The organism is Kribbella steppae, from assembly GCF_004342025.1.
Lineage (GTDB): Bacteria > Actinomycetota > Actinomycetes > Propionibacteriales > Kribbellaceae > Kribbella > Kribbella steppae.
Genome location: NZ_SLWN01000007.1, coordinates 212,195 through 234,079 on the forward strand (window position 1 = coordinate 212,195; position 21,885 = coordinate 234,079).

General features: G+C 68.6%; 19 protein-coding genes. 6 read left to right on the forward strand and 13 right to left on the reverse strand.

Annotated features, from left to right (window positions below; genetic code table 11):
• Nucleotides 1-8: 8 nt before the first annotated feature.
• From EV652_RS21490 to EV652_RS21510, 5 genes are all read right to left on the reverse strand, one after another.
• Entirely contained in the window at nucleotides 9-395 is a 387-nt protein-coding gene (locus EV652_RS21490) for a VOC family protein (RefSeq protein ID WP_132210975.1), read from the reverse strand.
• On the reverse strand, nucleotides 395-1,702 hold the full coding sequence (locus EV652_RS21495; RefSeq protein WP_132210976.1) for a cytochrome P450: 1,308 nt from the start codon (nucleotides 1,700-1,702) through the stop codon (nucleotides 395-397). The genes EV652_RS21490 and EV652_RS21495 overlap by 1 nt, the downstream gene beginning before the upstream one ends.
• A gap of 148 nt (nucleotides 1,703-1,850) precedes the next feature.
• Entirely contained in the window at nucleotides 1,851-2,387 is a 537-nt protein-coding gene (locus EV652_RS21500; RefSeq protein WP_242001902.1) for an isochorismatase family protein, read from the reverse strand.
• A gap of 9 nt (nucleotides 2,388-2,396) precedes the next feature.
• Nucleotides 2,397-4,043 (reverse strand): glycoside hydrolase family protein, encoded by a 1,647-nt coding sequence (locus EV652_RS21505; RefSeq protein ID WP_132210977.1) that lies wholly within the window; start codon nucleotides 4,041-4,043, stop codon nucleotides 2,397-2,399.
• Nucleotides 4,040-7,276, reverse strand: coding sequence for a DUF2961 domain-containing protein (locus EV652_RS21510; protein WP_132210978.1), 3,237 nt, complete (start codon nucleotides 7,274-7,276; stop codon nucleotides 4,040-4,042). Before EV652_RS21510 ends, EV652_RS21505 begins: the two co-directional genes overlap by 4 nt.
• 240 nt (nucleotides 7,277-7,516) lie before the next feature.
• Here EV652_RS21510 and gnd point away from each other — a divergent pair, with 240 nt between their 5' ends.
• From gnd to EV652_RS21530, 4 genes are all read left to right on the forward strand, one after another.
• Entirely contained in the window at nucleotides 7,517-8,956 is a 1,440-nt protein-coding gene (gene gnd, locus EV652_RS21515; RefSeq protein ID WP_132210979.1) for an NADP-dependent phosphogluconate dehydrogenase, read from the forward strand.
• Nucleotides 8,957-9,211: 255 nt separating this feature from the next.
• Entirely contained in the window at nucleotides 9,212-9,661 is a 450-nt protein-coding gene (locus tag EV652_RS21520; RefSeq protein WP_132210980.1) for a DUF6319 family protein, read from the forward strand.
• Between the two features lie 430 nt (nucleotides 9,662-10,091).
• Complete coding sequence (locus EV652_RS21525) at nucleotides 10,092-10,628, forward strand: DUF6817 domain-containing protein (protein WP_132210981.1); 537 nt, start codon at nucleotides 10,092-10,094, stop codon at nucleotides 10,626-10,628.
• 307 nt (nucleotides 10,629-10,935) lie between these two features.
• Nucleotides 10,936-11,346, forward strand: coding sequence for a hypothetical protein (locus EV652_RS21530; RefSeq protein ID WP_132210982.1), 411 nt, complete (start codon nucleotides 10,936-10,938; stop codon nucleotides 11,344-11,346).
• Nucleotides 11,347-11,599: 253 nt separating this feature from the next.
• Here EV652_RS21530 and EV652_RS21535 read toward each other — a convergent pair whose 3' ends face one another.
• From EV652_RS21535 to EV652_RS21575, 8 genes are all read right to left on the reverse strand, one after another.
• Complete coding sequence (locus tag EV652_RS21535; protein ID WP_132210983.1) at nucleotides 11,600-12,319, reverse strand: PIG-L deacetylase family protein; 720 nt, start codon at nucleotides 12,317-12,319, stop codon at nucleotides 11,600-11,602.
• 150 nt (nucleotides 12,320-12,469) lie between these two features.
• Nucleotides 12,470-13,768 (reverse strand): D-arabinono-1,4-lactone oxidase, encoded by a 1,299-nt coding sequence (locus tag EV652_RS21540; RefSeq protein WP_132210984.1) that lies wholly within the window; start codon nucleotides 13,766-13,768, stop codon nucleotides 12,470-12,472.
• Complete coding sequence (locus EV652_RS21545) at nucleotides 13,765-14,919, reverse strand: amino acid deaminase/aldolase (protein ID WP_132210985.1); 1,155 nt, start codon at nucleotides 14,917-14,919, stop codon at nucleotides 13,765-13,767. Before EV652_RS21545 ends, EV652_RS21540 begins: the two co-directional genes overlap by 4 nt.
• Before the next feature lie 55 nt (nucleotides 14,920-14,974).
• The gene (locus EV652_RS21550; RefSeq protein WP_132210986.1) at nucleotides 14,975-15,631 is read right to left on the reverse strand and encodes a hypothetical protein; all 657 of its coding nucleotides are present in this window, start codon (nucleotides 15,629-15,631) and stop codon (nucleotides 14,975-14,977) included.
• A 119-nt stretch (nucleotides 15,632-15,750) separates the two neighbouring features.
• Nucleotides 15,751-17,013, reverse strand: a complete 1,263-nt coding sequence (locus tag EV652_RS21555; protein ID WP_242001903.1) for a M15 family metallopeptidase — start codon at nucleotides 17,011-17,013, stop codon at nucleotides 15,751-15,753.
• Between the two features lie 239 nt (nucleotides 17,014-17,252).
• Entirely contained in the window at nucleotides 17,253-18,353 is a 1,101-nt protein-coding gene (gene dapC / locus EV652_RS21565) for a succinyldiaminopimelate transaminase (protein WP_199238344.1), read from the reverse strand.
• The gene (locus EV652_RS21570) at nucleotides 18,353-19,255 is read right to left on the reverse strand and encodes an alpha/beta fold hydrolase (protein WP_132210989.1); all 903 of its coding nucleotides are present in this window, start codon (nucleotides 19,253-19,255) and stop codon (nucleotides 18,353-18,355) included. The genes dapC and EV652_RS21570 overlap by 1 nt, the downstream gene beginning before the upstream one ends.
• A gap of 29 nt (nucleotides 19,256-19,284) precedes the next feature.
• Complete coding sequence (locus EV652_RS21575) at nucleotides 19,285-19,881, reverse strand: TetR/AcrR family transcriptional regulator (protein WP_132210990.1); 597 nt, start codon at nucleotides 19,879-19,881, stop codon at nucleotides 19,285-19,287.
• A gap of 288 nt (nucleotides 19,882-20,169) precedes the next feature.
• On the opposite strand from EV652_RS21575, the gene EV652_RS21580 reads away from it, so the two are divergent.
• The gene (locus EV652_RS21580; protein WP_132210991.1) at nucleotides 20,170-20,817 is read left to right on the forward strand and encodes an FMN-binding negative transcriptional regulator; all 648 of its coding nucleotides are present in this window, start codon (nucleotides 20,170-20,172) and stop codon (nucleotides 20,815-20,817) included.
• A 3-nt stretch (nucleotides 20,818-20,820) separates the two neighbouring features.
• A complete protein-coding gene (locus tag EV652_RS21585; protein ID WP_132210992.1) occupies nucleotides 20,821-21,885 on the forward strand; it encodes an FAD-dependent oxidoreductase in 1,065 nt (354 codons plus the stop codon).

Sequence of the window (21,885 nt, forward strand, 5' to 3'; positions counted from 1 at the left end):
CTTGACGTTCAGTCGACCTGGATCATGCAGAACTCGTTGCCCTCGGGGTCGCGGAGGACGATGAAGGAGTGTTCCTCGGGGTAGGACCAGTCGTCGACGCGGGTCGCGCCGAGGGCGAGGATCCGGTCGATGTGCTCGTCCCGCTTGCTGGTGTAGAGGTCGATGTGCACCGGCGCCGGGTCGGACGGGATCTGCTCCGCGCGCTGGATGAGGACCGTCGGCGCGGTGCCGGCCGGATCGGTCAGGTGTGCGAACTGGTCGGTCGGTCCGATCCGGTCCGGCCGGTCGTAGCCGAGCGCGCGGGACCAGAAGTCCGCGGCCCGATCCATGTCGAGCGCGTTGACGACGATGGTCGCCAGACGCAGGTCGCCGATCTCAGGTGGTCTGGCCTTCATCACTTCCTCCAGAAGCCCATGCGCGGGGCGGTGTGGTCGAAGGTGGTGGGGAGCGGGCCGTCGGTGAGCTTGGCCCGGGTGTGGGGATCCAGGTCGAGGTCGTAGTGGGTGACGAGGTGATGGGCTGCCGTGCTGATTGTCAGCAATACGACATTCCTACCGGGGCAGACCGCTGGGCCTTCGCTGAACGGGATCAGCGGCCACGGGCCGTCCGAGCGGCCGTCCAGCCAGATCTCCGGAACGAAGTCGTTCGCGAAATCCAGTACTTCGTCGTCGCGGTGGAACACCGAACTCACGATCGCGAACTCGGTCCCGGCCGGCGCGGCACCGTCTGCCCATCGGGTCTCGGTCCGGCCTTCCCGCAGTACGACGAGAGTCGTCGGCCACAACCGGACCGACTCCTGCGCGGCAGCACCGGCGTACGCGCGCAGCGCCGATTCTTCCGTGGCGATCCGGTCGGCGGCGTCCGGTCGGGTTGCGAGGACGGCGAGGAGACGCCAGAGCGCGATCCCGGCACCGTCGAAGGCGAACAGCCAGTGCGGCACCTGACCGGCCGGATCGAGTCCACCACCGGGTTCGACGATGCGGCTGTCCCGCTTGATGGTGCTGTGCATGAGCGATTCGGCGAGGCTCCCAGGTGCGGCGTTCTCGACGTACTCGCCGAGCTTCAGGTCGAGACGTTCCTGGGCGTTCCGGTTGCGTGGATGCACTGCGGCCCAGTTGGCGTTCGAGCGCAGTACGTCGAGCAACGCGGTGAGCTCGGTGTCGTCGCGGGCCTTGTCGCCGAGCACGATGCGGCGGACGATCCGGGACCAGACCTCGCGGAAGTCGGTCCAGCCGAAAGTGCCTTCGAGGTGAAGCTCCGCGATGACGGCCTCGATCATCGACTCGGCGTGGCGGTGGACGGGGCGATGGGAGTCGAGGGCTTCCTCGTTGACCTCGCGGCGTGGTGCGCGCAGCGGCGGGTCGGTGGCGAGGACTGCGTGCGGCTGGAAATGTTCCAAGGCGCCGACCTTGTCGCTGGTCGCTGCCGAGAACGGTTCAGGTGTTTCGCGGAGGATGCGATGGACGTGGTCGGGGTCCAGGACCAATGCGATGGTCCGGCCCGGGAGCCGGATCAGCAGCGGCCCCTCGCCGTACCTCCGGCGCAGGGCTCGCACCCGCCGGAGCGCGCGGTCGTCGGCGTGCAGCAACTCGGCTGCTCTGGATGCGGCCGGCCGGCGCAGGATCGCGCCTTGCGCAACCACTGGTAGCAACACGTCGCGGGTCGCCCGGGCGGCGTCAGGGAACGTCGCGGTGGGGAGCATGGTCGCCCGGTGCCCGACGGGTCAGGCGACAAACCGGCGGCTGGAAGGCAGGTGCACGTCCGCTCAGGTGGACTGGCTCACGTGGGTACGCCGCCACGAGCTCGGTTCAGCTGGATGGGCTCAGGTGGAGAGATTCAGGTGGAGGTACTCAGGTGGCGGGGCTCAGGGCGGCGACGTACTCGGTGCCGGAGCAGACTGTGCCGAGCCTGGGGAAGATGGCCGACACGGCGAACTCGTGCGCGCGACCGTCGAGCCCGGTCATCGCATCCGCGATGTAGACGGTGTCGTAGCCGAGGTCGTCCGCGGCCCGCCCGGTCGACTCGACGCCGAAGTTGGTCGCGATCCCGGCCAGCGCGACGGTCTCGATCCCGCGGGTCTGCAACTCGTGGTCCAGCCCGGTCCGGCCGAAGGCGCCGATCGTCCGCTTGACGATCTCCAGGTCGCCCGGCTCGGACCCGATACCGGGCGCGAACCCACTGCCGTCCGGCTGCACCTCGACCCCGGGCCGTTCCACCCGCACATTCACGACCAACCCGCCGACGGACCGGGTCGCCTTCGCCAGGGCCACACACCGCTCGAGCACCTCGGGCCCGGTCAGTGGCGCTGTCTCGAGCGCCACGATCCGCGGCATCAGGTCGATCAGGACCAGTGCGGTATGACGGGGTTCCAGATTGAGCGTGGTCACACGCCGAGCCTAGTTCAGGCCGGCCGCCAGGCTTTCGGCGAAGGTGACGTCCCGCTCGGTCCCGGAGAAACCGAGCCGCCAACTGCCACCGTCGTACGACCCTGGTGGGAGCGGCCGCCCGCCCGGTTGCCAGAGAGGTTGCCAGGCGACCGCGCCGGTCGACGGGTCGTACCAGTGGTTGTCCGCGGACCAGGCCGAGCCCTCCCGGTACGCCGTCACGACACTGAGGCCCTGGCCTGTCGCCATCGACCACCGTGGCAAGCCCGCGACATCGCCGTTCCGCCCGAAACCGCCCGGATCGCCTTGGTCGGCCAACGCCGAGTCGACGTTCAGGGCGACCTCCCAGACCGGTGCGTTCGTCGCACCGTGCACGGTCCAGTCGAGGCGGGTGTCGAACGTGGTCGGGCCGAAGTCGAACGACCAGTCCGCCGTGACCGGCTCGTCGCCGAAGGAGATACCGCGCAAGGTCAACGACGATCGGCCGGCATCCACCCGGGCGGCAGGGCCGCTGAGGTCGGTGGCGCCGAAGTTCCCGACCGCCAGGTACGGCGCCGTGGAGCGTCCGGTCGAGTCCAAGGCCGGCCGATAGGCACGCCCGCCGGCCGGGTCGATCTCCAGACCGGTGAGAACCGCCCGCGGGCTGGTCTCGATCGTCGCCCGGTAGTGCGCGGTACTGACGACGCGCCCCTTCGTCACCTGCACCTTGGCGAAGTCGAGCGGTGCGATGAACAGACCACCCTTGCCCCACCCGGCTCCGGTGACGTACCAGTCCTGACCGTCCTGCACGACCTCGGCCGCATGCGCTGGGATCGTCCCGACCAGCTGATCAATGGTGAAGTTCAGCGGATCCTTGCTCTTGTACACCCTGGTCGACTCGTAACCACCGTCGCAGCAGACGAACAGGTACCAGTCGGTGCCGCGCTGGACGACGAACGGCGACTCGGTCGGACCGCCGAATGTGCCGGTCGCCGGATGCTGGAACGCCGTCCGACGGTCGCTCCAGTGCCTCAGGTCGGTACTGGTGCGGTAGGCAACGATGTGGTTGCCGCCGGCAGGCGTCGAGTTGGCCGTGTAGTACATCACCCACTGGTCGCCGACCTTTTGCACCGTCGGGTCACGCCCGTCGAAGCCGTCGGTGAACAGCGGATTGGCCGCCGCATCCCGGGTCCAGTGCACGAGATCGGTCGACGTCGCCAGATGCATCCGGTACGCCGTGTGGTCGGAGGTGCCGCCGGCGTAGTACATGTAGTAGGTGCCGGCGTCGTACAGCACGTACGGCGCCCAGATGTGGCTCTCACCCGCGGCCGGATCGGCGATCAGCGCCGGCGGCTGCTTCGTCCACGGACCGTTCGGCGTCGGCGCGGTCGCGTGGCCGAAGCTCTTCTCGTCGAGCGGGTTGGCCGGCTCCGCGTGCGTGATCGCGTACACGTGCCAGGTGCCGGTGGCCCGGTCCTGCACCAGTGTGTGGTCGTTGTAGTACCACGGCTCGGTCTCCCCCACACCCGGGTCGTAGACCTTGGCGAACGTGCCGGCGGCAACCACCTTGTCGACCTGGACGTACGGCGTGATCCGGACCTGCCCGGGCGACGCGACGGCCTGCAGAGGGGTGGCGAGGACAGCAAGGCCGGCCAGTGCGGCGAGGAGTTTGCGGATCATGAGTTGAGCACCAGGTCGAGGAGGTCGATTCCGACGAGATAGCCGGTCGCAGCTGGATTCTTGCCGGTGAGAGTGATGGTGAGCTGGTGAGTGCCCGCCGTGAGTTGCGCCGTGCCGAGGTCGAGCTCCTGCGTGCTGACCCCGGATGCCACGTAGCCGTCGAAGCTGACCGGCGCTTGGTCGTCGATCTGAATGTCGACAATCCCATAGTCGGCAGCCTTCGTCAGCACGGTCGACACGTCGTAGGAGCCGGTCGACGGCACGGTGAACCCGAGCACAACCTTGTCCCCGGCCTTGGTGCCGTGGATCCAGGCCTGGGCACCGTTGGACCAACTGACGCCACAGCAGTTGCCCTGCGGGTCGACCGCCACCGTCGACGAGACGGGCGGCAACATCGCCTCACCCTCGATCCGCATCGTGTTGCCAGTCGACGCCTGCACGGCCGCCGACTTGCCGCCGACGTGACCGGCCAGGTCGACGGCGGCGACGCGGTAGGACCAGGTCTCGTTCAGCCCGAGACCACGGTGCACGAAGCCGGGCAACGGGCTGCTGCCGACCAGTTTCTCGGTGCCGCCGGCCTTCGCGCCGTAGACGTTGTACTTCGCGATCCCGCTGTCGTCACCGGCGTCCGACCACGACAGGTTGATCGCATTGTCGGCCCGCTCGGTGGCCTTCACTCCGGTGACCACACCGGGCGCCCGCTTGTCGTCGTACGGGAGGACGAGGGACTGCACGACGTACGCCGCTGCTGTCCAACTGGGTCCGGTCGGCCGGAGTTCGATGTCGAGCTTGGTGCGGCCGAGAGTGAGTGCTGGGGGCAACTGGTAGTTGTCGTCCAGCCAGCGCTGCTGATCGTTGCCGAGTGGCTGCAACCAGGTGCCGGCGTCCTTGCCGTTGACAATCACCTTGACCGATTGACCGGCCGTGTTCTGATCGCTCGTCCGGCGCAACGTCACACCGCGGTTGACCGGGTCGATGGTTGCGCTGAAGCGGATCGGTTGTGCGGTCGCCCGAACCTGGTCGGTCAGGATCGTGTCGTCGTGTTCACCTTCGTACACCGACGTCACGTCGTAGGTCTGCGCGCCGCTGTCGACGTACCCGTGCTGCTGGAGGCTCGTGGCCGAGCCGGTGTCGATCCGGTCGGTCTCGCGGGCACCGAACTTCGCTGCGGTGTAGAGGAACGCGGTCGAGCCGTAGATCGCCGGGTGGTCGTCCTGCTGGCCGTGCTCGATGCTGAAGTCGAGGTGGTTCTGGAACCCGATCGAGTCGGTGATGTGCAACCGCCACGCGCCGTCGCACTCGTACGTGCAGAACCCGGCCTTGACCTCGTGCGCCGAGTTGCCGTGGAACGGGGTCGAGTAGGTGCCGGCATTGAAGTACCAGCCCGACTCGTAGTAGTCCTCCGTACCGGTGCCGTGGATGGCCGGGGTGCGCTCGCCGTCGACGGACACCCGCTCGTCACCCTCGAGGTAGCCGCGAGTGTTGCCGTCGGCAAGCAAACCTTCCATCGTCTGGGAGACGCCGACGAACTTCCCACGCCCGGTGACGTCCGCGAACGTCCAGTCACTGCCCTGCGTGGTCTCGCCGCGCGCCGAGATCGCGCTGAAGTACCCGGTCTTCCCGGTCAGCAGGTCGGCGCCGTTGCGCGCATCGCGGGCCGTGGTGACCTCGGCCTTACCGGTCAGCCGGTACGACGATTCGTTCACCAGGGTGACCGTGGCGCGACCGACGTACGGCATCGGCCACCAGGCGGAGTACCAGCCGTCGGGGTCTATTGCGAAGAAGAGCGAGCGGACCGGGTTCTCGCCGAGGCCGGAGCCGAAGAACTCACCGATCGGGGCGTCGACCCGCTTCTGGCCGTCGATCGTCACCTGGACGCGGACGCCGGCCAGCAACGAGTCGGACGGCTTGACCCGGGCGGCGTCCTCCTCGGTCGCGGCGTAGGCCATCGCGTGCGTGCCGCTCCAGACCTGCTGGGTGATGACGTAGCCGTGGGCCTGCTCGTCGGCGAGGTGGTTCGGTCCGAGATCGAGGGTGTCGGTGCGCTTCGCCGTACCGCCGACGATCGAGTCGGCCCAGTAGGTGAACTCGTTGAAGTCGAGGTCGGAGGAGATGAACTCGTTGGTGACGGTGATCTGCGACTTACCGGCAGTAAGTTCGGCCGGTAGATCGACCACCTGGTCGTGCCACTGCGCGCCTTCCGCCTTCAGCGGAGCCCACTCGCCGGCCTCGGCGCCATCGACCAGCACCTTCGCCCGCTGGTTGCCGATCCGCAGGTCCATCCGGCGGATCAGCTTCACCCCGGTATTGGCCGGGTCGATTGTCATCGTGAACTTGCTGCTGCCGGTGAACGCCCGGCCGTCGTCGGCGACGGACTGGAGATCCAGGCCGACGATCTCGGGCAGTTTGAGCCTGAGCGCGCTGACCTCACCCGGCCCCTGGGCGTCGGCCAGGGTGATGCGCTTGCCGGGGGCAACGTTCAGGTCGGTGGCCTTGGTCTGCGCACCGGGCTGGGCCGGCTTGGGGTCCTTGGTGCCGGACGCCTTGAGCAGGGCGACGACGTCCTCGGCCTTGTCGGCCGGATCGAACGTGCTGATGCCGTTCGCGTCCGGGAACTCGCGGTAGCCGACGTGGTAGAAGTACGGGTTGCTCTGGGTGGTGATGCGCATCGAGCGCTGGTACGGCATCGGCACCCGGATGTAGACGCCGCCGCTGGTCTCCTTGGCATTCGCGACCAGCGGGAAGACGAACGGCGCGCCGAGCTTGCCGTCGACCAGGTCCTGCAGGGACGTGTGGATCACCTGCTTGCCGTCGAGCTCGATCGTGATCGTGCCCGTCTTGGTGACGTTGCCTTCGTCCCGGGTGAACCAGATCGTGCCGACCTCGCCGGCGCCCTCGTCCTCGGCGATGACACAACCGGCGGCGCTCGTCCGCAGGCAGGAGTACTTGCCGTCGAAGCCGTCGTTGTTCGTGCCGTCCCGGCCGAAGCTGGAGAACTGCTTGGTCCGTACGCCGGTCTGCAGCTCGGGCAACCGGTCGAGGTCCCGGTACACGTCCCAGCCGACCGGACCGTTGGCGTTGGTCCCTGCGGTTGACGTCGTACCGGAGGCGGACGGCGTACCGGAGGCGGACGTCGTACCGGAGGCGGACGTCGTACCGGAGGCTGGGGCGGCGTTCGCAACGGGGAGGACGAGCAAGGCGCTGACAGCCAGCGCGGCGACACGACGGAACATGGGCGGCCTTCCGACTTCGCAGTACGGGGAACTTTCACGGTGTGGGAAATCGATTTCTCAGATGTTTACCATCGTTGCACTGTGCTTGAGAAGAGCTCGGAACCGTTTACTTCGTGCGCACGATCTGTTAATTCGCGCGAGCGTGCGCACAGTGCGTCCGCCGATTGGCCCCGCTGGTCCGCACAGTTGCTGCGCGCGACAGACTGGGACCCGACACCACACTGACCAGCGGGAGATTCGATGAGTTCTGCTCCAGCCCAGATCGCCGTCACCGGCCTCGCGGTGATGGGCCGCAACCTGGCCCGGAACCTGGCGCGCAACGGGTTCCGTGTCGCCGTCCACAACCGGTCGCAGGCCCGGACGGACGCCCTGATCAAGGAGTTCGGCCACGAGGGCGAGTTCACCCCCGCTGCCGATCTGCCCGCGCTGGTCGAGGCGCTGGAACAGCCGCGGAAGATCATCATCATGGTCAAGGCCGGCGAGCCGACCGACGCGGTGATCGACGAACTGGTGCCGCTGCTGGACGAGGGCGACATCGTCGTCGACGCCGGCAACGCACACTTCGCCGACACCCGGCGCCGGGAGACCGCGCTGCGCGAGAAGGGCCTGCACTTCGTCGGCAGCGGCGTGTCCGGCGGCGAGGAGGGCGCGCTGAACGGTCCGAGCATCATGCCGGGCGGCTCGCCGGAGTCGTACGCCGCACTCGAGCCGATGCTGACCAAGATCGCCGCCCAGGTGAACGGCGAACCCTGCTGCGTGCACGTCGGCCCGGACGGCGCCGGCCACTTCGTGAAGATGCTGCACAACGGCATCGAGTACGCCGACATGCAGCTGATCGCCGAGGCGTACGACCTGCTCCGGCACGTGCTCGGTCTGTCGCCGGCCGAGCTGGCCGACGTGTTCCGGGAGTGGAACACCGGCGACCTCGAGTCGTTCCTGATCGAGATCACCGCGGAGGTGCTCAGCCAGGTCGACCCGACCACCGGCGGTCCGTTCGTGGACGTCGTACTGGACCAAGCCGAGCAGAAGGGCACCGGCCGGTGGACCGTACAGTCCGCCCTCGACCTTGGCATCCCGGTGAGCGGCATGGCCGAGGCCGTGTTCGCCCGGTCCCTCTCGGGTGACGTCGTACGGCGGTCCGCTGCGGCCGGCGTGTTGCCCGGGCCGGCCGAGGCGAAGGCGGATGTGGACCGGGACGCGTTCATCGAGGACGTGCGGCACGCGCTGTACGCGTCGAAGCTGGTCGCGTACGCACAGGGGTTCGACGCGATCCGGGCGGCGAGCGAGCAGTACGACTGGAACATCGACCTCGGCGCGATGGCGACGATCTGGCGTGGCGGGTGCATCATCCGGGCGCGCTTCCTCGACCGCATCAAGGAGGCGTACGACCGGGACGCGGATCTGCCTTCGCTGCTCGTGGACGAGTACTTCAAGGAAGCCATTGCGGGTGGGCAGGAGGCTTGGCGGCGGGTGGTCGCTACTGCGGCTTCGGTCGGCGTACCGGCGCCTGGGTTCTCGGCATCGCTCTCGTACTACGACGGCCTGCGGGCTGAGCGGCTGCCGGCCGCTCTGATCCAGGGTCTGCGCGATCTGTTCGGCGCACACACCTACCGCCGGACCGACCGCGAAGGCACCTTCCACCTCGAGTGGTCCGGCGACCGCTCCGAAACCCAGTCCTGAGCTAGACCCCAGCCGGGCCGGACCCCACCCGGGTCCGGCCCGTGACACTCCGACCCACGGCGCGTGCTGGCCGCATCACCCGACACACAGCACGCCTGCCCTCGCGCGGGGAGGGCTCGGCGGGGATGCGGGTTCTGGGGTGAAGATTGTTGCAGGTGGGGCTGAATTGGCCTGAGTGTCGAACATATGTTCTAATAGACTCTCAGCGCCAGCCCGCTCACGGCGGGCGATGTTCAGAAGGAGATCGCCGCAACGATGACTGTAGACACTCTGGCAGTAGAAGCGCCGTCGGACGTCGCCGACACTCCCGACACCAAGACCCCGACGGACGCCGCCCCGACCGCGGCACCCGACGCCGCGCCGGTCACGGACGCGCCCGCCGCCGAGACCGAGAAGCCGAAGAAGGCCCCGGCCAAGAAGGCGGCCGGCAAGAAAACCAAGACCCTCGAGCTGACGCTGACCGTCACCGGCACCGCGGACGGCGAGTGGCACGCCGAGCTGAAGCAGGGCAGCACCTACCTGGCCCGCAACCTCGCCGTCGCGGCGGCCGCCGTCTCCCGCGCCGCCAAGGAACTCCACGAAGACCTCTCCACCCCGATCGACGAGGTCATCGAAGCCGCCCGCGAACAGCAGGCCGCCAAGGTAGCCGCCCTGGAAGCCGAGCTCGAAGCCGCCCGCAAGGCCCTGGCAGACCTCGCCGACTGACCCCGCGCCCGGCGGGCTCGACGGTCGCCACCTCACGACCGCGCTGCCCACCGCCGACCCGGATCTGCTCGCCGGCCCGTCCTGGGGTGCCGGCCTGCTTCACAACTGCTGGCGTTTGGTGCTTTCCACCCGTTCGCTGCGACGGATTCCGTGCGCTCCTCCCGCACGAGGGTGGGAAGCACCAAACGGCAGCTACCCACAGAGACAGTGGCGGCCGCGGCAGCACCCACCCCAGACCGCGATCAGCCGCCCTGCGCCGACTGATCGACTGCTACCCCCACACAGGACTCGCAGCCGCACATGTCCCGAGCGCAGAGAAATGTGACGAACCCGCCGCGCCGGATGTCTGGGCGAGGGGGTCAGTGAAGCCTTACCGTGATTGCCTGGGCCGTTCCTGCTGGGCCCTGGCCACTCCGGATGAAGGGGTCAGATGAGCGCTTTTCAGGACATGGGATCGCTGCTGCTGGTGCGGGGCGCCGACGAGCTCGAGCACGCGGGCGGGAGCCTGTACGTCCACCTCCACCGCGTCGCCAAGCGCCTGACCACTCTCGGCGCCTCCGACACCGTGGTCCTGGCCGGCCTCGCGCACGCGGCGTACGGAACCGACGGGTTCCCCACCCACCTGTTCGACTGGCAGCAGGAACGCCCCGTCCTGGAAGCCGTGATCGGTCCCGAGGCCGAACTGCTCGTCTACCGGTACGGCTCCTGCGAACGCGAAACCACCTGGCGCGACCTCGCCGAGCACCACACCGTCACCGACCGCTTCACCGGCACGTCCGAGGAGCTGTCCGGCGCCGACCTCCGCGACTTCGTCGACCTCACCATCGTCAACGAACTCGACGTCCTGGACCACGCACCCGCCCTGACCCCCAAGCTCCGCCCGTTCCTCCAGGACCAGGTCCCCCGCTGGCAGTCCCTCGCCTCCCCTGCTGTCCTCGCCGACGCCAACCGAGCCCTCCAGCTCTAGCCGCTGCCGCGCGATCGGTAGGTGACCTCCACCAGCAGCCGCACCCGCTCGACCAGCAGGCGACGGCTGAGGCCGAGGGCCGATAGCCGGTGGCCGCACCGTTCCAACCGACAGCCGCACCGTTCCAACCGACAGCCGCGCCGTTGCATCTGACAGGTGCGCGACTCCAACGGATAGCCGTGCGACTGCAGCCGATAGGCGCGCGACTCCAAGCGATAGCCGTGCGACTGCGATGTCGCCGTACTCGAAGGACGTCATCGAATCCGGTTTCCTGGAAAACGATCGAGTGGCGACGCATGATCGGTACATGGCCCGGTACGAAGTGGTTGCTCGCGCTAAGACTGACCGACGACTGTCCGACACCGACTACATCACGCTCGCGCTCAAGTCTCATTCCCTCGACAAGGGGATGCGCTTCCAGCGGGTCGAAGACCTTCCCGACGGCACGATCGCCGTCGTCCTGCAGCACAAGCTCTCGCCGCGCAAGCACGATGACGCCTGCACGATGGCGAACCGCAGTCTTGCGCAACTCGGCATTCCGGCGAGCCAGGTCCAGCAGATCGACCTCCACCGCCTCTCCCGCAAGGGCAGGACGTTGGTGCGTTCCTGGCAGACCCCGCAGCCGCCGCCAGGTGACCCCTCCGGCGACCGCGAACCACGCCGCCCAACCCCCAACCCGCCCCACCTCAACGCCGCCCTCGACCTCCCCAAGGACTAGACGCCCCACAAGTTGCCAAGTGAGCCACCGCTCAGTCGTGGATTTCGGCTGCACCTCAGCGATTTCTGCAGAGAAATCCACGACTCGGCGTGATCGGCCGCCAGCCGTCCCCGAGGCTCGGCGGTTGTTGGTTGTTGGGGCGGTCGTGAGGCGTGCTCGGCGGGTGCGTTGGCGGGACGGCCGTCAGCCGGGGCTCGGCGGGTTGTTGGGTTGGGGTTGAGACCCGGGCTTGATGGTTGTGGGTGGACGGGTGTCAGGGGGTGAAGACTTCGAAGGGGGCGGCGTATTTGGTGCCTAGGCGGGTGCCGGAGGTGCGGGAGATGCCTTCGAGGAACTCGGCGGGGTCGAAGTCCGGCCAGTTGAGGCCTTCGATGTAGGCCTTGTGGGCGCGGAGGGACTCGACGCCGACGTCGAACGTTTCAGTGGTGTCGACGGCGTGGCGGGAGTTGGGTGAGCCGGAGGCCCAGACCTGGCGTACGCCGCTCCAGCGCTCGCCGGCGTCGGGGAAGATCCAGCGGTTGGCCGCGTCGCGGACCGCATCGAGGGTGGCGCGGCCGGTGTTCATGTGATCGGCCTGGTTGAGCAGTACGTCGCCGTCCCAGGTGTCGCGGAAGTTGTTGGTGATCACGATCTCGGGCTGATGACGACGGATCACCGCGGTGAGCACGCGGCGGAGCGCGACGCCGTACTCGATGGTGCCGTCCGGCTGCCCGAGGAACTCGACGGCCGACACACCCACGATCCGCGAGGACTCGATCTGCTCGGCCTCACGCAGCGGTCCACACTCGTCCGGCGCGACTCCGTCGATCCCCGCCTCGCCCGAGGTGAGCAGGCAGTAGACGACCTCCTTGCCCTGCCTGGTCCACCGCGCGACCGCCGCCGCCGACCCGAATTCCAGATCGTCCGGGTGCGCGACAATCGCCAGCGCCTTCTGCCAGTCCTCCGCCACCGGTTCCAGCTTCTCCACACTCATCCCCGCAGGCTAGCCGCCCGGCACCCTTCCGTGAATGACCGTGCCCGAAGACGAACAACCGAAGAGCCTGAGCGGGGGCGCGGGGCGCGCGGGAGGCAGGTGCGGGGTAGGCCGCAGGTGCGGGCGGTGGGGTGCGGCGCGCGGGAGGGGTTAGCCGAAGACTTGGCGGGTGTAGGGGTTGGCGAAGGCGCGGTTTGGGTCTAGGCGGTCTCGGATGGCTAGGAAGTTGTCGTACTGGGGGTAGCGGGTGCGGAGGTCGGGGGTGGTGAGGGTGTGGAGTTTGCCCCAGTGGGGCCGGGCGTTGTAGTCGGCGACGATCTGTTCGAAGGCGCGGAAGTAGGCGTCGTGGGGCAGGCGGTGGTACTGGTGGATGGCGATATAGGCGGTGTCGCGGCCGTAGGCGGTGGACAGCCAGATGTCGTCCGCGGCGGCGACCCGGACCTCGATCGGGAACGGGATGTGGGAGCCCGAGGCGTCGATCCAGTCGCGGAGGCGGCGGAGGACGTCGACCAGGTGCTCACGGGGTACGGCGTACTCGGACTCGCGGAACACCACGTTGCGTTCGGAGCAGAAGACCTTGTACGACGCGTCGACGTACTCGCGGGCCGACAACGCGCGGGACGCTACCCGGTTGATCCGCGGAACCAGGCCGGGCCGGCGAGTCGCGAGCCGGTTGGTCAGCTCGAACACCTTGTTGGACAGCAGTTCGTCGTCGACCCAGCCGCGGATCCGGCCGACCGGGGAGGCGCCGACGCCGGCCGCGACCCGGTTGTTCCGCTTGGTCAGTGCGATGTCGGTGTGCGGGAACCAGTAGAACTCGAAGTGGTCGTTGCCGTCGGCAAGCTCGTCGAAGCCGGACAGAACCTCGGACAGCGGGAGCGGCATCTCCCGCGCACGCAGCAGGAACGCCGGCACGCACTGCAGGGTGAGCGAGGTGATCACGCCGAGCGCGCCGACCGAGATGCGGGCAGCGTTGAAGACGTCCGCGTTCTCCTCCGCGGAGCAGTGCAGCACCGAGCCGTCAGCGGTGACGAGGTCCAGCGCGACGACCTGGGTCGCGAGACCGCCGAGGCGCGCGCCGGTGCCGTGCGTGCCGGTGGAGATCGCGCCGGCGATGGTCTGCTTGTCGATGTCGCCGAGGTTCGCCATTGCCAGGTCGAAGGCAGCCAGCCCGGCGTTGAGCTTGCGCAGGTCGGTGCCGGCGCCGACCGTGACACGGCCGGATTCCTTGTCCGCGTTGGTGATCGAGGACAGGCCGTCCAGCCGGATCATCACTTGTTCGGGCACCGAGCAGCCGGTGAACGAGTGACCCGAGCCGACCGCCTTCAGCTTCTTGCCCTGCTCGGCGGCGGTCTTCACCGCGGCCGCGAGCTCGTCGGTCGAGGTCGGGCGGAGCAGCTCCACGCCGGTCGCCGACTCGGTGCCCGACCAGTTCCGCCAGGTGCTCATCCGAAGTTCTTCCCCTCACCCCGGTACGTCGCGAGCTCGGTCAGCTCGTCACCGTCGATCGCGTGCACGACATCGAATCGCTCCAGCATCTCGCCCGCCTTCGCATAGCGCATCCAGACCCGGTCTCCAAGATGCAGCCCTTCGGCGGAACTCCCAAGGACCGGAGTCTGCACTTCTCCGGCACCTTCGGTGCCCAGCAGCTTCAATCCGGCCGGCCACGTCGGCAACGGCAGCCGCGATTTCTTCGCCGGCCCGGATGCCACATAGCCACCGCCGAAGAGGGTGGCGATGCGCGGAGCAGGACGCCGTACGACGTCCAGCGCGTAGGCGACCGCGGGCGCGGGCTGGAAGACGTCGTACTTGTCGAAGAGGGTCGGGCCGTACAGGCCGGAGCCGGCGGTGACCTCGGTGACGACGGGGTCGGCGCTGCTGATCTCGAGGCTGCCGGTGCCGCCGCTGTTGACGAGTCGCAGCGGCGCGAACTGCTTGAGCGCGTCGACGACGGCGCCGCGGCGGTCGGCGAGCTCCGCGGCCGAGCGGCGCTTGACCCAGCGGACGGCCGGTGACGTGTCGGGGAGACCGGCGATCTGCGCCTCGTAGAACATCACCCCGACCAACTCGAAGGCGTCATCTGCAGCCACCGTGCGGGCGAGCTCCGCGACGTCTGAAGGGGTCCGGAGCGGAGAACGACGTACGCCGAGATGCTGCCCGAACACGCGCAACGACGCGTCCACGTCGAGGCACACCTGGATCCGCGTGCCGCCGGCGGTGGCGGACTTGATGAACGCCAGGTGCTCGGGCGAGTCGATCATCAAGGTGATCCGGGCAGCGGCCTCGGGGTCCTCGGCCAGCGAGCGCAGGGCAGTCCGATGGGTGGTCGGATAGCCGAGCAGGATGTCGTCGACGCTGTTGCGGGCCAGCCAGAGCGCCTCGGGCAGCGCGTAGCTCATCACGCCGTGGAACCCGGGCCGCTCGAGCGCGGCCGCGATGAGAGCCCGGCAGCGGACCGACTTGGACGCGATCCGGATCGGCGTCCCCGCGGCGCGGCGGACCAGGTCGTCCGCGTTCCGCCGGAATGCGGCCAGGTCGACGACCGCGAACGGCGCGTCGAGGTCCGCGGTCAGGCGGGCATACCGGTCGAAGTCACCCATAACGGGAGTGTAAGACAAGAAATACTGAAAGGTAATACAACTTCTGATGCGGTTCCTACGGTGAGTCGATCACAGCTTCCAGAGCCCGTACGACGCTGTGCGCCCAGTCGGACTGGGTGTCGGGCTGGGCGGAGGCTGCGGCGAGCAGGGCGACCGTCGAACCGTGCACCACCGACACATCGACGTACTGCTCGGACTCGTCGCCCGCATAGCGTCGCACTGCGGCTGCTGCGGTGTCCTCCGTCCACAGCTGCTTCACACTGAGGTCACCGCCCTCGCCGCACGCTGCCATCCGGGCCTGGTAACCAGTGCGGTACGCCGATGCCTTGTCGGCGTCTGCGAAGCGCAGGAGCAGCGCAGTGCCCGGCTTGGCGTCTGCAGTGCGGTAGGCGCCTTGCAGTGCGTACTGCGGGACTGGCAACGAGCCGGACGGGAGTTGACCGGCGCATCCGAGCGGCAAGGCCTCGTACGCCGCCTGATGCGGCTCACGTCGACGGGTCCACGTCTGGTTGCCCAGGAAGCCCTCTTCGGCACCACCGGGGTCGACGTACGTCTTCCAGCCGGCGCCCAGTTTGTCGGGTGCCGGCAGGTTGCGGGCATTGAGCGGACCGGCGGTCGCGGGAGGCGGTGCAGTCGCCTCCTCCGGCAACTCAGGCGGCACCGCAGCGTCCGTCGGCTTCGCGGTGCTCAGCGTGTTGGTAGGCACAGGCACGGTCCCACCCACCGTGCTGGGGATGGGAGTCGAGCTTGGGGTCGTTGCTGCTTGAGGACTCTCGTTGGAGCTGCACCCCACAAGCAGCACCGACAGCACCGCAGCAACGCCGACGGCTCTCATCTCGGTTGGAAGTGCTGGTAGTCGGGCTTGCTCCAGCCGGCACCCCAGAAGTAGCCCTGGGCAATCAGAGCCTTGGTGGCGGTGCTGCTCGTGAAGAGCATGCCCGGACGCGACACGGAGCGGTTGCGGTAGGCGAGACCGTTGGACGGGTACCAGACGCCGTTGGCGGCCAGGTACGGGTTCTCGACGGTGTTGATGTCGATGGCCCAGCCGTACGAGTGCGGCGACAGCGCGTACGGGTTTCCGGTGACCCGACGGCAGTTGAAGGCGGAGGTGTTATCGGCTGCCATCGACTTGATGTCGCTACCGCCGAACCTGTCCACCCGCCGCATCTGCCGGATCGGGAACTTGGCCGCGAACGTCGACGTCCACACCGTGATCATCTTCTGTACGGCGGCATCCCGCAGGATCAGCTCACCACGGTGGACCTTGCCGTCGAAACCCCAGTAGTTCAGCTGGAGCAGGCGCAGCGACGACGGCTTGACCGGGCAGCCGGCCCGGTAGGTGTACGGCACCATCGAGGCGGAGACGGCGTACACCTTGGGGTTCAAGGCCGCCTTGACCACGATGGTGGCGAGGCCGGAGTACTCCATCAGGGGTTGGGTGACCCAGCGCGTCACCACGCGGACGGTCCGGGTCGCCGGGACGTCGTCCGGAACCCGCAGCCGGAAGTTGCCTGCCGCATCCATCTTGCCGATCGCCAGCAGCCGCCACTTGCCGCTGCCGAGGTAGTCCTGCAGCGCGAGTTCCTTGCCCGACTCGGCCGGTGTCATTCGGCCGGTGACGGAGGCACCGGTCAGCGTCGCGTACCACGGGGCCGGGGTGTTGAGCACGATCTTGCGGTCCTGGATGTTCGACAACTGGTAGTCCGAGATCGCCAGCGCGGTCTCCGCTTTGACGCCGATCATCGTTCGGAAGGCCCACGCGCCCGGTACGGCGGAGATGTAGGTGAACTTGTAGACGCCGCCGGTCGTGGTCCGGGTCGAGGCGCGCAGCACCCAGGCGCCTGGGACCCGCTGCCAGAGCGTGATGTACGAGCCGGTGATCGGCTGGCTGATCTTGCCGGTGAACACCGTCGGCCGGTCCTCCCACGACGCGGCCGGCTTGTCCAGCGTGATCGACCAGTCCGCGGCGGCCGCCGACCTCGTCGGAGTCGGAGTCGCCGTCGGCGTCGGCGTCGGCGTCGGCGTTGGTGTTGGCGTGGGTGTTGGAGTCGGCGTCGGTTCCTCGGCCGCCGTTGTCGGAGGTGTTTCGGTCAACTCCTTCGACGTCGAAGGAGTTGATGTCGAAGGAGTTGACGGCGTCGGGTCAGCTGCCGCGCCAGGCGCGTGCAACCCGACTGCCAGCAGCACCGCCGTTGTCCCCACGCCAAAGGCTCGCCACATCATCCGCACGTCCCTTTCCCCTCACCGGGACCGGGCCAGGTCCCCCCACCGCTTCCTTACCCATTAAAGAAGCAGTCGAAGAGAAAGACGTCACACAACAGGCAGAAGTTCTGTCAATCCTGCAGTCTTTTCACGGCGGCGTCGACGCGCTCGTCGGTGCCGGTGAGCGCAACCCGGATGTGCCGCTCCCCCGCCGTGCCGTAGAAGGCTCCCGGCGCGACCAGGATGCCGCGGTCCGCGAGCGCGCCGACCGAGCCGTAGGAGTCGAAGTCGGGGTGCTCGGCCCACAAGTACAGACCGCCGTTGGACAGGGTGATGACCCATCCGGCATCCGTCAGGGCATCACGCAGTACCGACCGGCGCCGCAGGTACCGCTCGCGCTGCTCGTCCACGTGCGCGTCGTCGGAGAACCCGGCGGCCATCGCGGCCTGGATCGGCGACGGCACCATCAGACCGGCGTGCTTGCGGACGGCGAGCAGTTCGGTGACGACCGTCTCGTCACCAGCCACGAAGCCACCGCGGTACCCGGCGAGGTTGGACCGCTTCGAGAGCGAGTGCACCGCGAGCAGGTTGTCGAAGCTGCCGCCGCACACGTCCGGATGCAGCACCGACACCGGTCGCGAGTCCCAGCCGAACTCGGCGTAGCACTCGTCGCTCACCAGCAGTACGTCGTTCGCCCGCGCCCACTCGACGGCACGACGCAGGTCCGCCGGCGAGGTGATCTCACCGGACGGGTTCCGCGGGGAGTTGAGGTACGCGACCCGGACCGGCCCGTCGTACGCCGTCGGATCGGCAACCGGGACACTGGCAGCGCGGGCCAGCGCGGCGCCGGCCTCGTACGTCGGGTACGCGAGGTCCGGAATGAGCACGGTGTCGCCGGCGCCGATCCCGAGCAGCGTCGGCAGCATCATGATCAGCTCTTTGGTGCCGATCACGGGCAGCACACCGGTCTGCGGGTCCACACCGGGTACGTCGAGACGCCGCGCCAGCCAATCCACCGCCGCCTGCCGCACGGCCGACGTACCGATGGTGGTCGGGTACGCCGGCGCCTCGGCCGCATCCGAGAGCGCCCTCTTGATCAGGTCCGGCACCGGGTCCACCGGGCTGCCGATGGACAGGTCCACGATCCCGTCAGGATGGGCCGCCGCCTTCTGCTTGTACGGCGCGAGCTTGTCCCACGGAAAATCCGGCAACCGGCTGGAAGTCTCGAAGATCACCCCCGCATTCTCTCCTGTCGGCCGGATCGCCGGTCGGCGGGCGCCCGCTCCGCGAGAAACACGACGGCCTTCTTCACCAGGTCGGGGTCGCGGAGCACCCGGCGGTGCCCCAGTCCTTCGCTGGTCTCGAGGCGCGCGCCCGGCCAGCGGGCGGCAACCTCAGCACTGCCTTGGTACGACGTCTCGGTGTCGGAGCGATCGTGGATCAGCAGCAGCGGAGGCAACGGCCGGCGAGCGGCCATCTCGGGAATCACCGCGTCCATCCGGAACGAGTCCATCGGACCGAAGCGAGCGGCGAACCGGCGCAGGAACCCGGACCGGATCCGCGGCCCGAAGCCGAGGAACGCCTCCATCTGGTCGAGCGTCTCGGTGAAGTCCGTCGCCGTCGCAATGAAGACGACTCGCTCGACCTCGAGCCCGTCGCGCAGCGCGAGTGCGGTGGCCGGCGCACCGAGCGAGTGCGCGATCACGCCGTACGCCGGTCCCTGCGCGGCAACCACCGCCTTCAGTGCGTCGGCGAGCTCGAGGAGTGTGGACTCGCCCTTGCCCTCGCGCCCCGGAGCAGAGTCGCCGTGGCTTGGGGCGTCGTACGCGATCACCCGGAAACCTGCGTCGACGAGCGGCTGGATGTGCGCCGCGAGTTGCAGCCCCCAACCGCCCCAACCGTGGACGAGGTAAATCGGCGGCCCGTCGCCGTACGACTGCCCGCGGATGGCGCCGACCTCGAACGGGGTCGGCGCGGGGATCTCGCCCCGTGGACGACGAATCGTCGGCGGTACGGCGGGAACGCGGAACCAGAGCCGGTTGAGCATGCGGACGCCGACCGCGGGTGCGATGCGCTCGAGCAGCCCGAAGGCGAGATTCAAGGACCGAACGTTCGTGCTTTTCTTGGCCGCCATGAGGTCTTCTCCAGATCAATCAGCAGGGGTCAGGGGCGGGCCGCCCGGAGGAGCGCCTCGAAGGCGGTGCGCGCTCGATCCTCGGCCTTGGGGTCGGCCAGCAGCCGGCTGGCGTGGTGGTACGACAACAGGACGCCTCTGATGTCGAAGGCGTACTGCTCGGGGTCGGCGTCGGGGCGGAAGTGGCCCTCGTTGATGCCCGTCCGGAACACGTTGGCGAGCAGCTCTCCGTAGTCGCGCTCGGCGCTCACGACGCGGTCGCGGACCGGACTCGGAGGTGCATCGTCGAGCTCGGCGGAGACGCTGGCGAAGAAGCATCCGCCGGGGAGGGCGAGGTCGCCGTTGTCCCAGCGGAGCTTGCGGTCGAAGAGCTCGCGCAGCCGCGGTTCGCCGCGCGGAGCCTGGAGAGCCGGCCGGACCACCCGCTCCGCGAACAACTCGGACGCCCGGTCTACCACCGCGACCTGGAGCTGCTCCTTGGACCGGAAGTGTGCGAACAGCCCACTCTTCGACAGCTGCATCCGGTCGGCCAGCAACCCGATGGTGAGCCCGCTCAACCCGGCTGCACTGACCACCCGCGCAGCCTCGTCCAGCACGGCAGCCCGAGTCTCCTCGCCTTTACTCACCCCTCGATAAAAGCACGACCGTTCGCTCCCCGGCAAGCGGTCAGCAGGATTTTCCCCGGGTCGACCTTGGTGAGGATCTGGTCGGCGATGGACTTCAACTGCGCGAGCTGCTCGGGGTCAGGGCGTCGATCGGCCCCAACAGCTTCTAGCCCCGGGCCCACACCGGTGCTCCGTCTACCAGGTCGGCGAGAGGCACGACTCTGACCGCTCGATGTTGTCGCGGGCCACGAAGTCCGCGCGGGCCTGCGAGCGGATACTCGGTGCGTCAAGCAACCGAACGGAGCGCGCATGTACGTCGACCCGGACTACGCCGAACCCGACCTCGACGAGGTGACCCGGCTGATCGAGGCCCAGCCGTTCGCCACCCTGGTGACAGACCAGCCCGAGCTGCGGATCGCGCACGTCCCGGTCCAGGTACGGCGGGACGACGGAATCCAGATCGTGGCCCACGTGGCCGGCCTCGACCCGTTCGCGGAATCGATCCGGCAGCGGGCCCGGATCCTGATCAGCGTGCTCGGCCCGTCGGTGTACGTGAGCCCGGCCTGGTACGCGAGCCGCGGGCTGCCGACGTACAACTTCGTCGCGATCGAGCTGCGCGGGCAGGCAGAGCCGCTCGACGATCCGGACGCCGTACGGGCGCATCTGATGCGGCTGGTCCAGGACCACGAGCAGGCGCTGAACCCTGGTGATCAGAAGGCGCGGTGGCGCGTGGACGACTGGGCGCGGGACCGGACGACGGGGTTGCTGCCGGAGCTGCAGGCGTTCACCCTGCGGGTCGAGCAGGTGACCGCGAAGGTGAAGATGGGTCAGAACCGGACCGAAGGCGATCGGGTCGGGACGATGGCCGCCCTGCATGAGTCGCCGCGCACGGACCACCAGGTTGTGCAAGGTTTGATGCGGGCTCGGTACGACGATCAGGGCGGGGTGAAGGGGTGAGCGATGACCTACGACGTTGCGGTGGTCGGCGCGGGGGCGATGGGGTCGGCGGCCGCGCGGGCGTTGGCGGCCGCCGGGCGTGAGGTCGTCGTCCTCGAGCAGTACGAGCTGGGCCATGTCCGAGGTGGGTCGCACGGTGGGACCCGGCTGTTCCGGCCGGCCGCGGACAACGCCGAGGTCGCGCGGCTGACCGAGCAGGCCCGCGGGCTGTGGCGAGAACTCGAGGAAGAGTCCGGCGAGACGCTGTTCGAGGTGACTGGCGGGATCGACCACGGGGTCGATGACGCCGCGATCGAGACGTTCGAGGCCCTGCATCCCACTGGCCAGGTGCTCAGCATGGAAGAGGCGACGGAGCGCTGGTCCGGCATGCGGTTCGCGGGCCCGGTGTTGTATCAGCCTGGTTCGGGACGTCTGTACGCCGACCGCACCGTCAGCGCACTCCAGAGAGTGGCGAACGCCGAGTTCCGGGATCAGTCGCCGGTGAAGGCGCTGAAGATCCACGACGGCCTTGTCGAGCTCGACGTACCTGGTGGGGCGGTGCGGGCGCGGCAGGTGGTGGTGACGGCCGGTGCGTGGGCTCCGAAGTTGCTGACCGGGTTGGTGCCGTTGCCGCCGTTCAAGGTGACGCAGGAGCAGCCGCGCTTCTTCGCGCCGGTGTCGGACGACCTGGACTGGCCGAGCTTCGTGCACGGGCGCAAGGCGGTCTATGGGCTGTTCGAGCCGGGGTCCGGTGTGAAGGTCGGGCTGCATGCCACCGGGCCGGTCGTCGACCCGGATACGCGGGACTTCGCGGTGGAGCCGGAGTCAGATGCCCGGCTACTTCGGTACGTCGAGGAGTGGTTCCCCGGCCTGGATGCCAGCCGGTCAACCGCGATCAGCTGTCTGTACGACAACACGCCGACCGACAACTTCGTCATCGACCGGGTCGGGCCGATCACGGTCGCGGTCGGGTTCTGCGGGCAGGGGTTCAAGTTCGTGCCGCTGATCGGTGAGTACATCCGCGATCTGGTCACCGGCGAGTCGTCGGTGCCGTCCCGCTTCCGGCTCAGCAGCCATGCGGGAGATTAG

Bases quoted from the DNA above. Each gene is read 5' to 3' on its own strand.
- EV652_RS21490 (WP_132210975.1), bottom strand. From the start codon at position 395: ATGAAGGCCAGACCACCTGAGATCGGCGACCTGCGTCTGGCGACCATC.
- EV652_RS21495 (WP_132210976.1), bottom strand. From the start codon at position 1,702: ATGCTCCCCACCGCGACGTTCCCTGACGCCGCCCGGGCGACCCGCGAC.
- EV652_RS21505 (WP_132210977.1), bottom strand. From the start codon at position 4,043: ATGATCCGCAAACTCCTCGCCGCACTGGCCGGCCTTGCTGTCCTCGCC.
- EV652_RS21510 (WP_132210978.1), bottom strand. From the start codon at position 7,276: ATGTTCCGTCGTGTCGCCGCGCTGGCTGTCAGCGCCTTGCTCGTCCTC.
- gnd (WP_132210979.1), top strand. From the start codon at position 7,517: ATGAGTTCTGCTCCAGCCCAGATCGCCGTCACCGGCCTCGCGGTGATG.
- EV652_RS21520 (WP_132210980.1), top strand. From the start codon at position 9,212: ATGACTGTAGACACTCTGGCAGTAGAAGCGCCGTCGGACGTCGCCGAC.
- EV652_RS21525 (WP_132210981.1), top strand. From the start codon at position 10,092: ATGAGCGCTTTTCAGGACATGGGATCGCTGCTGCTGGTGCGGGGCGCC.
- EV652_RS21530 (WP_132210982.1), top strand. From the start codon at position 10,936: ATGGCCCGGTACGAAGTGGTTGCTCGCGCTAAGACTGACCGACGACTG.
- EV652_RS21535 (WP_132210983.1), bottom strand. From the start codon at position 12,319: ATGAGTGTGGAGAAGCTGGAACCGGTGGCGGAGGACTGGCAGAAGGCG.
- EV652_RS21540 (WP_132210984.1), bottom strand. From the start codon at position 13,768: ATGAGCACCTGGCGGAACTGGTCGGGCACCGAGTCGGCGACCGGCGTG.
- EV652_RS21545 (WP_132210985.1), bottom strand. From the start codon at position 14,919: ATGGGTGACTTCGACCGGTATGCCCGCCTGACCGCGGACCTCGACGCG.
- EV652_RS21570 (WP_132210989.1), bottom strand. From the start codon at position 19,255: ATGGCGGCCAAGAAAAGCACGAACGTTCGGTCCTTGAATCTCGCCTTC.
- EV652_RS21580 (WP_132210991.1), top strand. From the start codon at position 20,170: ATGTACGTCGACCCGGACTACGCCGAACCCGACCTCGACGAGGTGACC.
- EV652_RS21585 (WP_132210992.1), top strand. From the start codon at position 20,821: ATGACCTACGACGTTGCGGTGGTCGGCGCGGGGGCGATGGGGTCGGCG.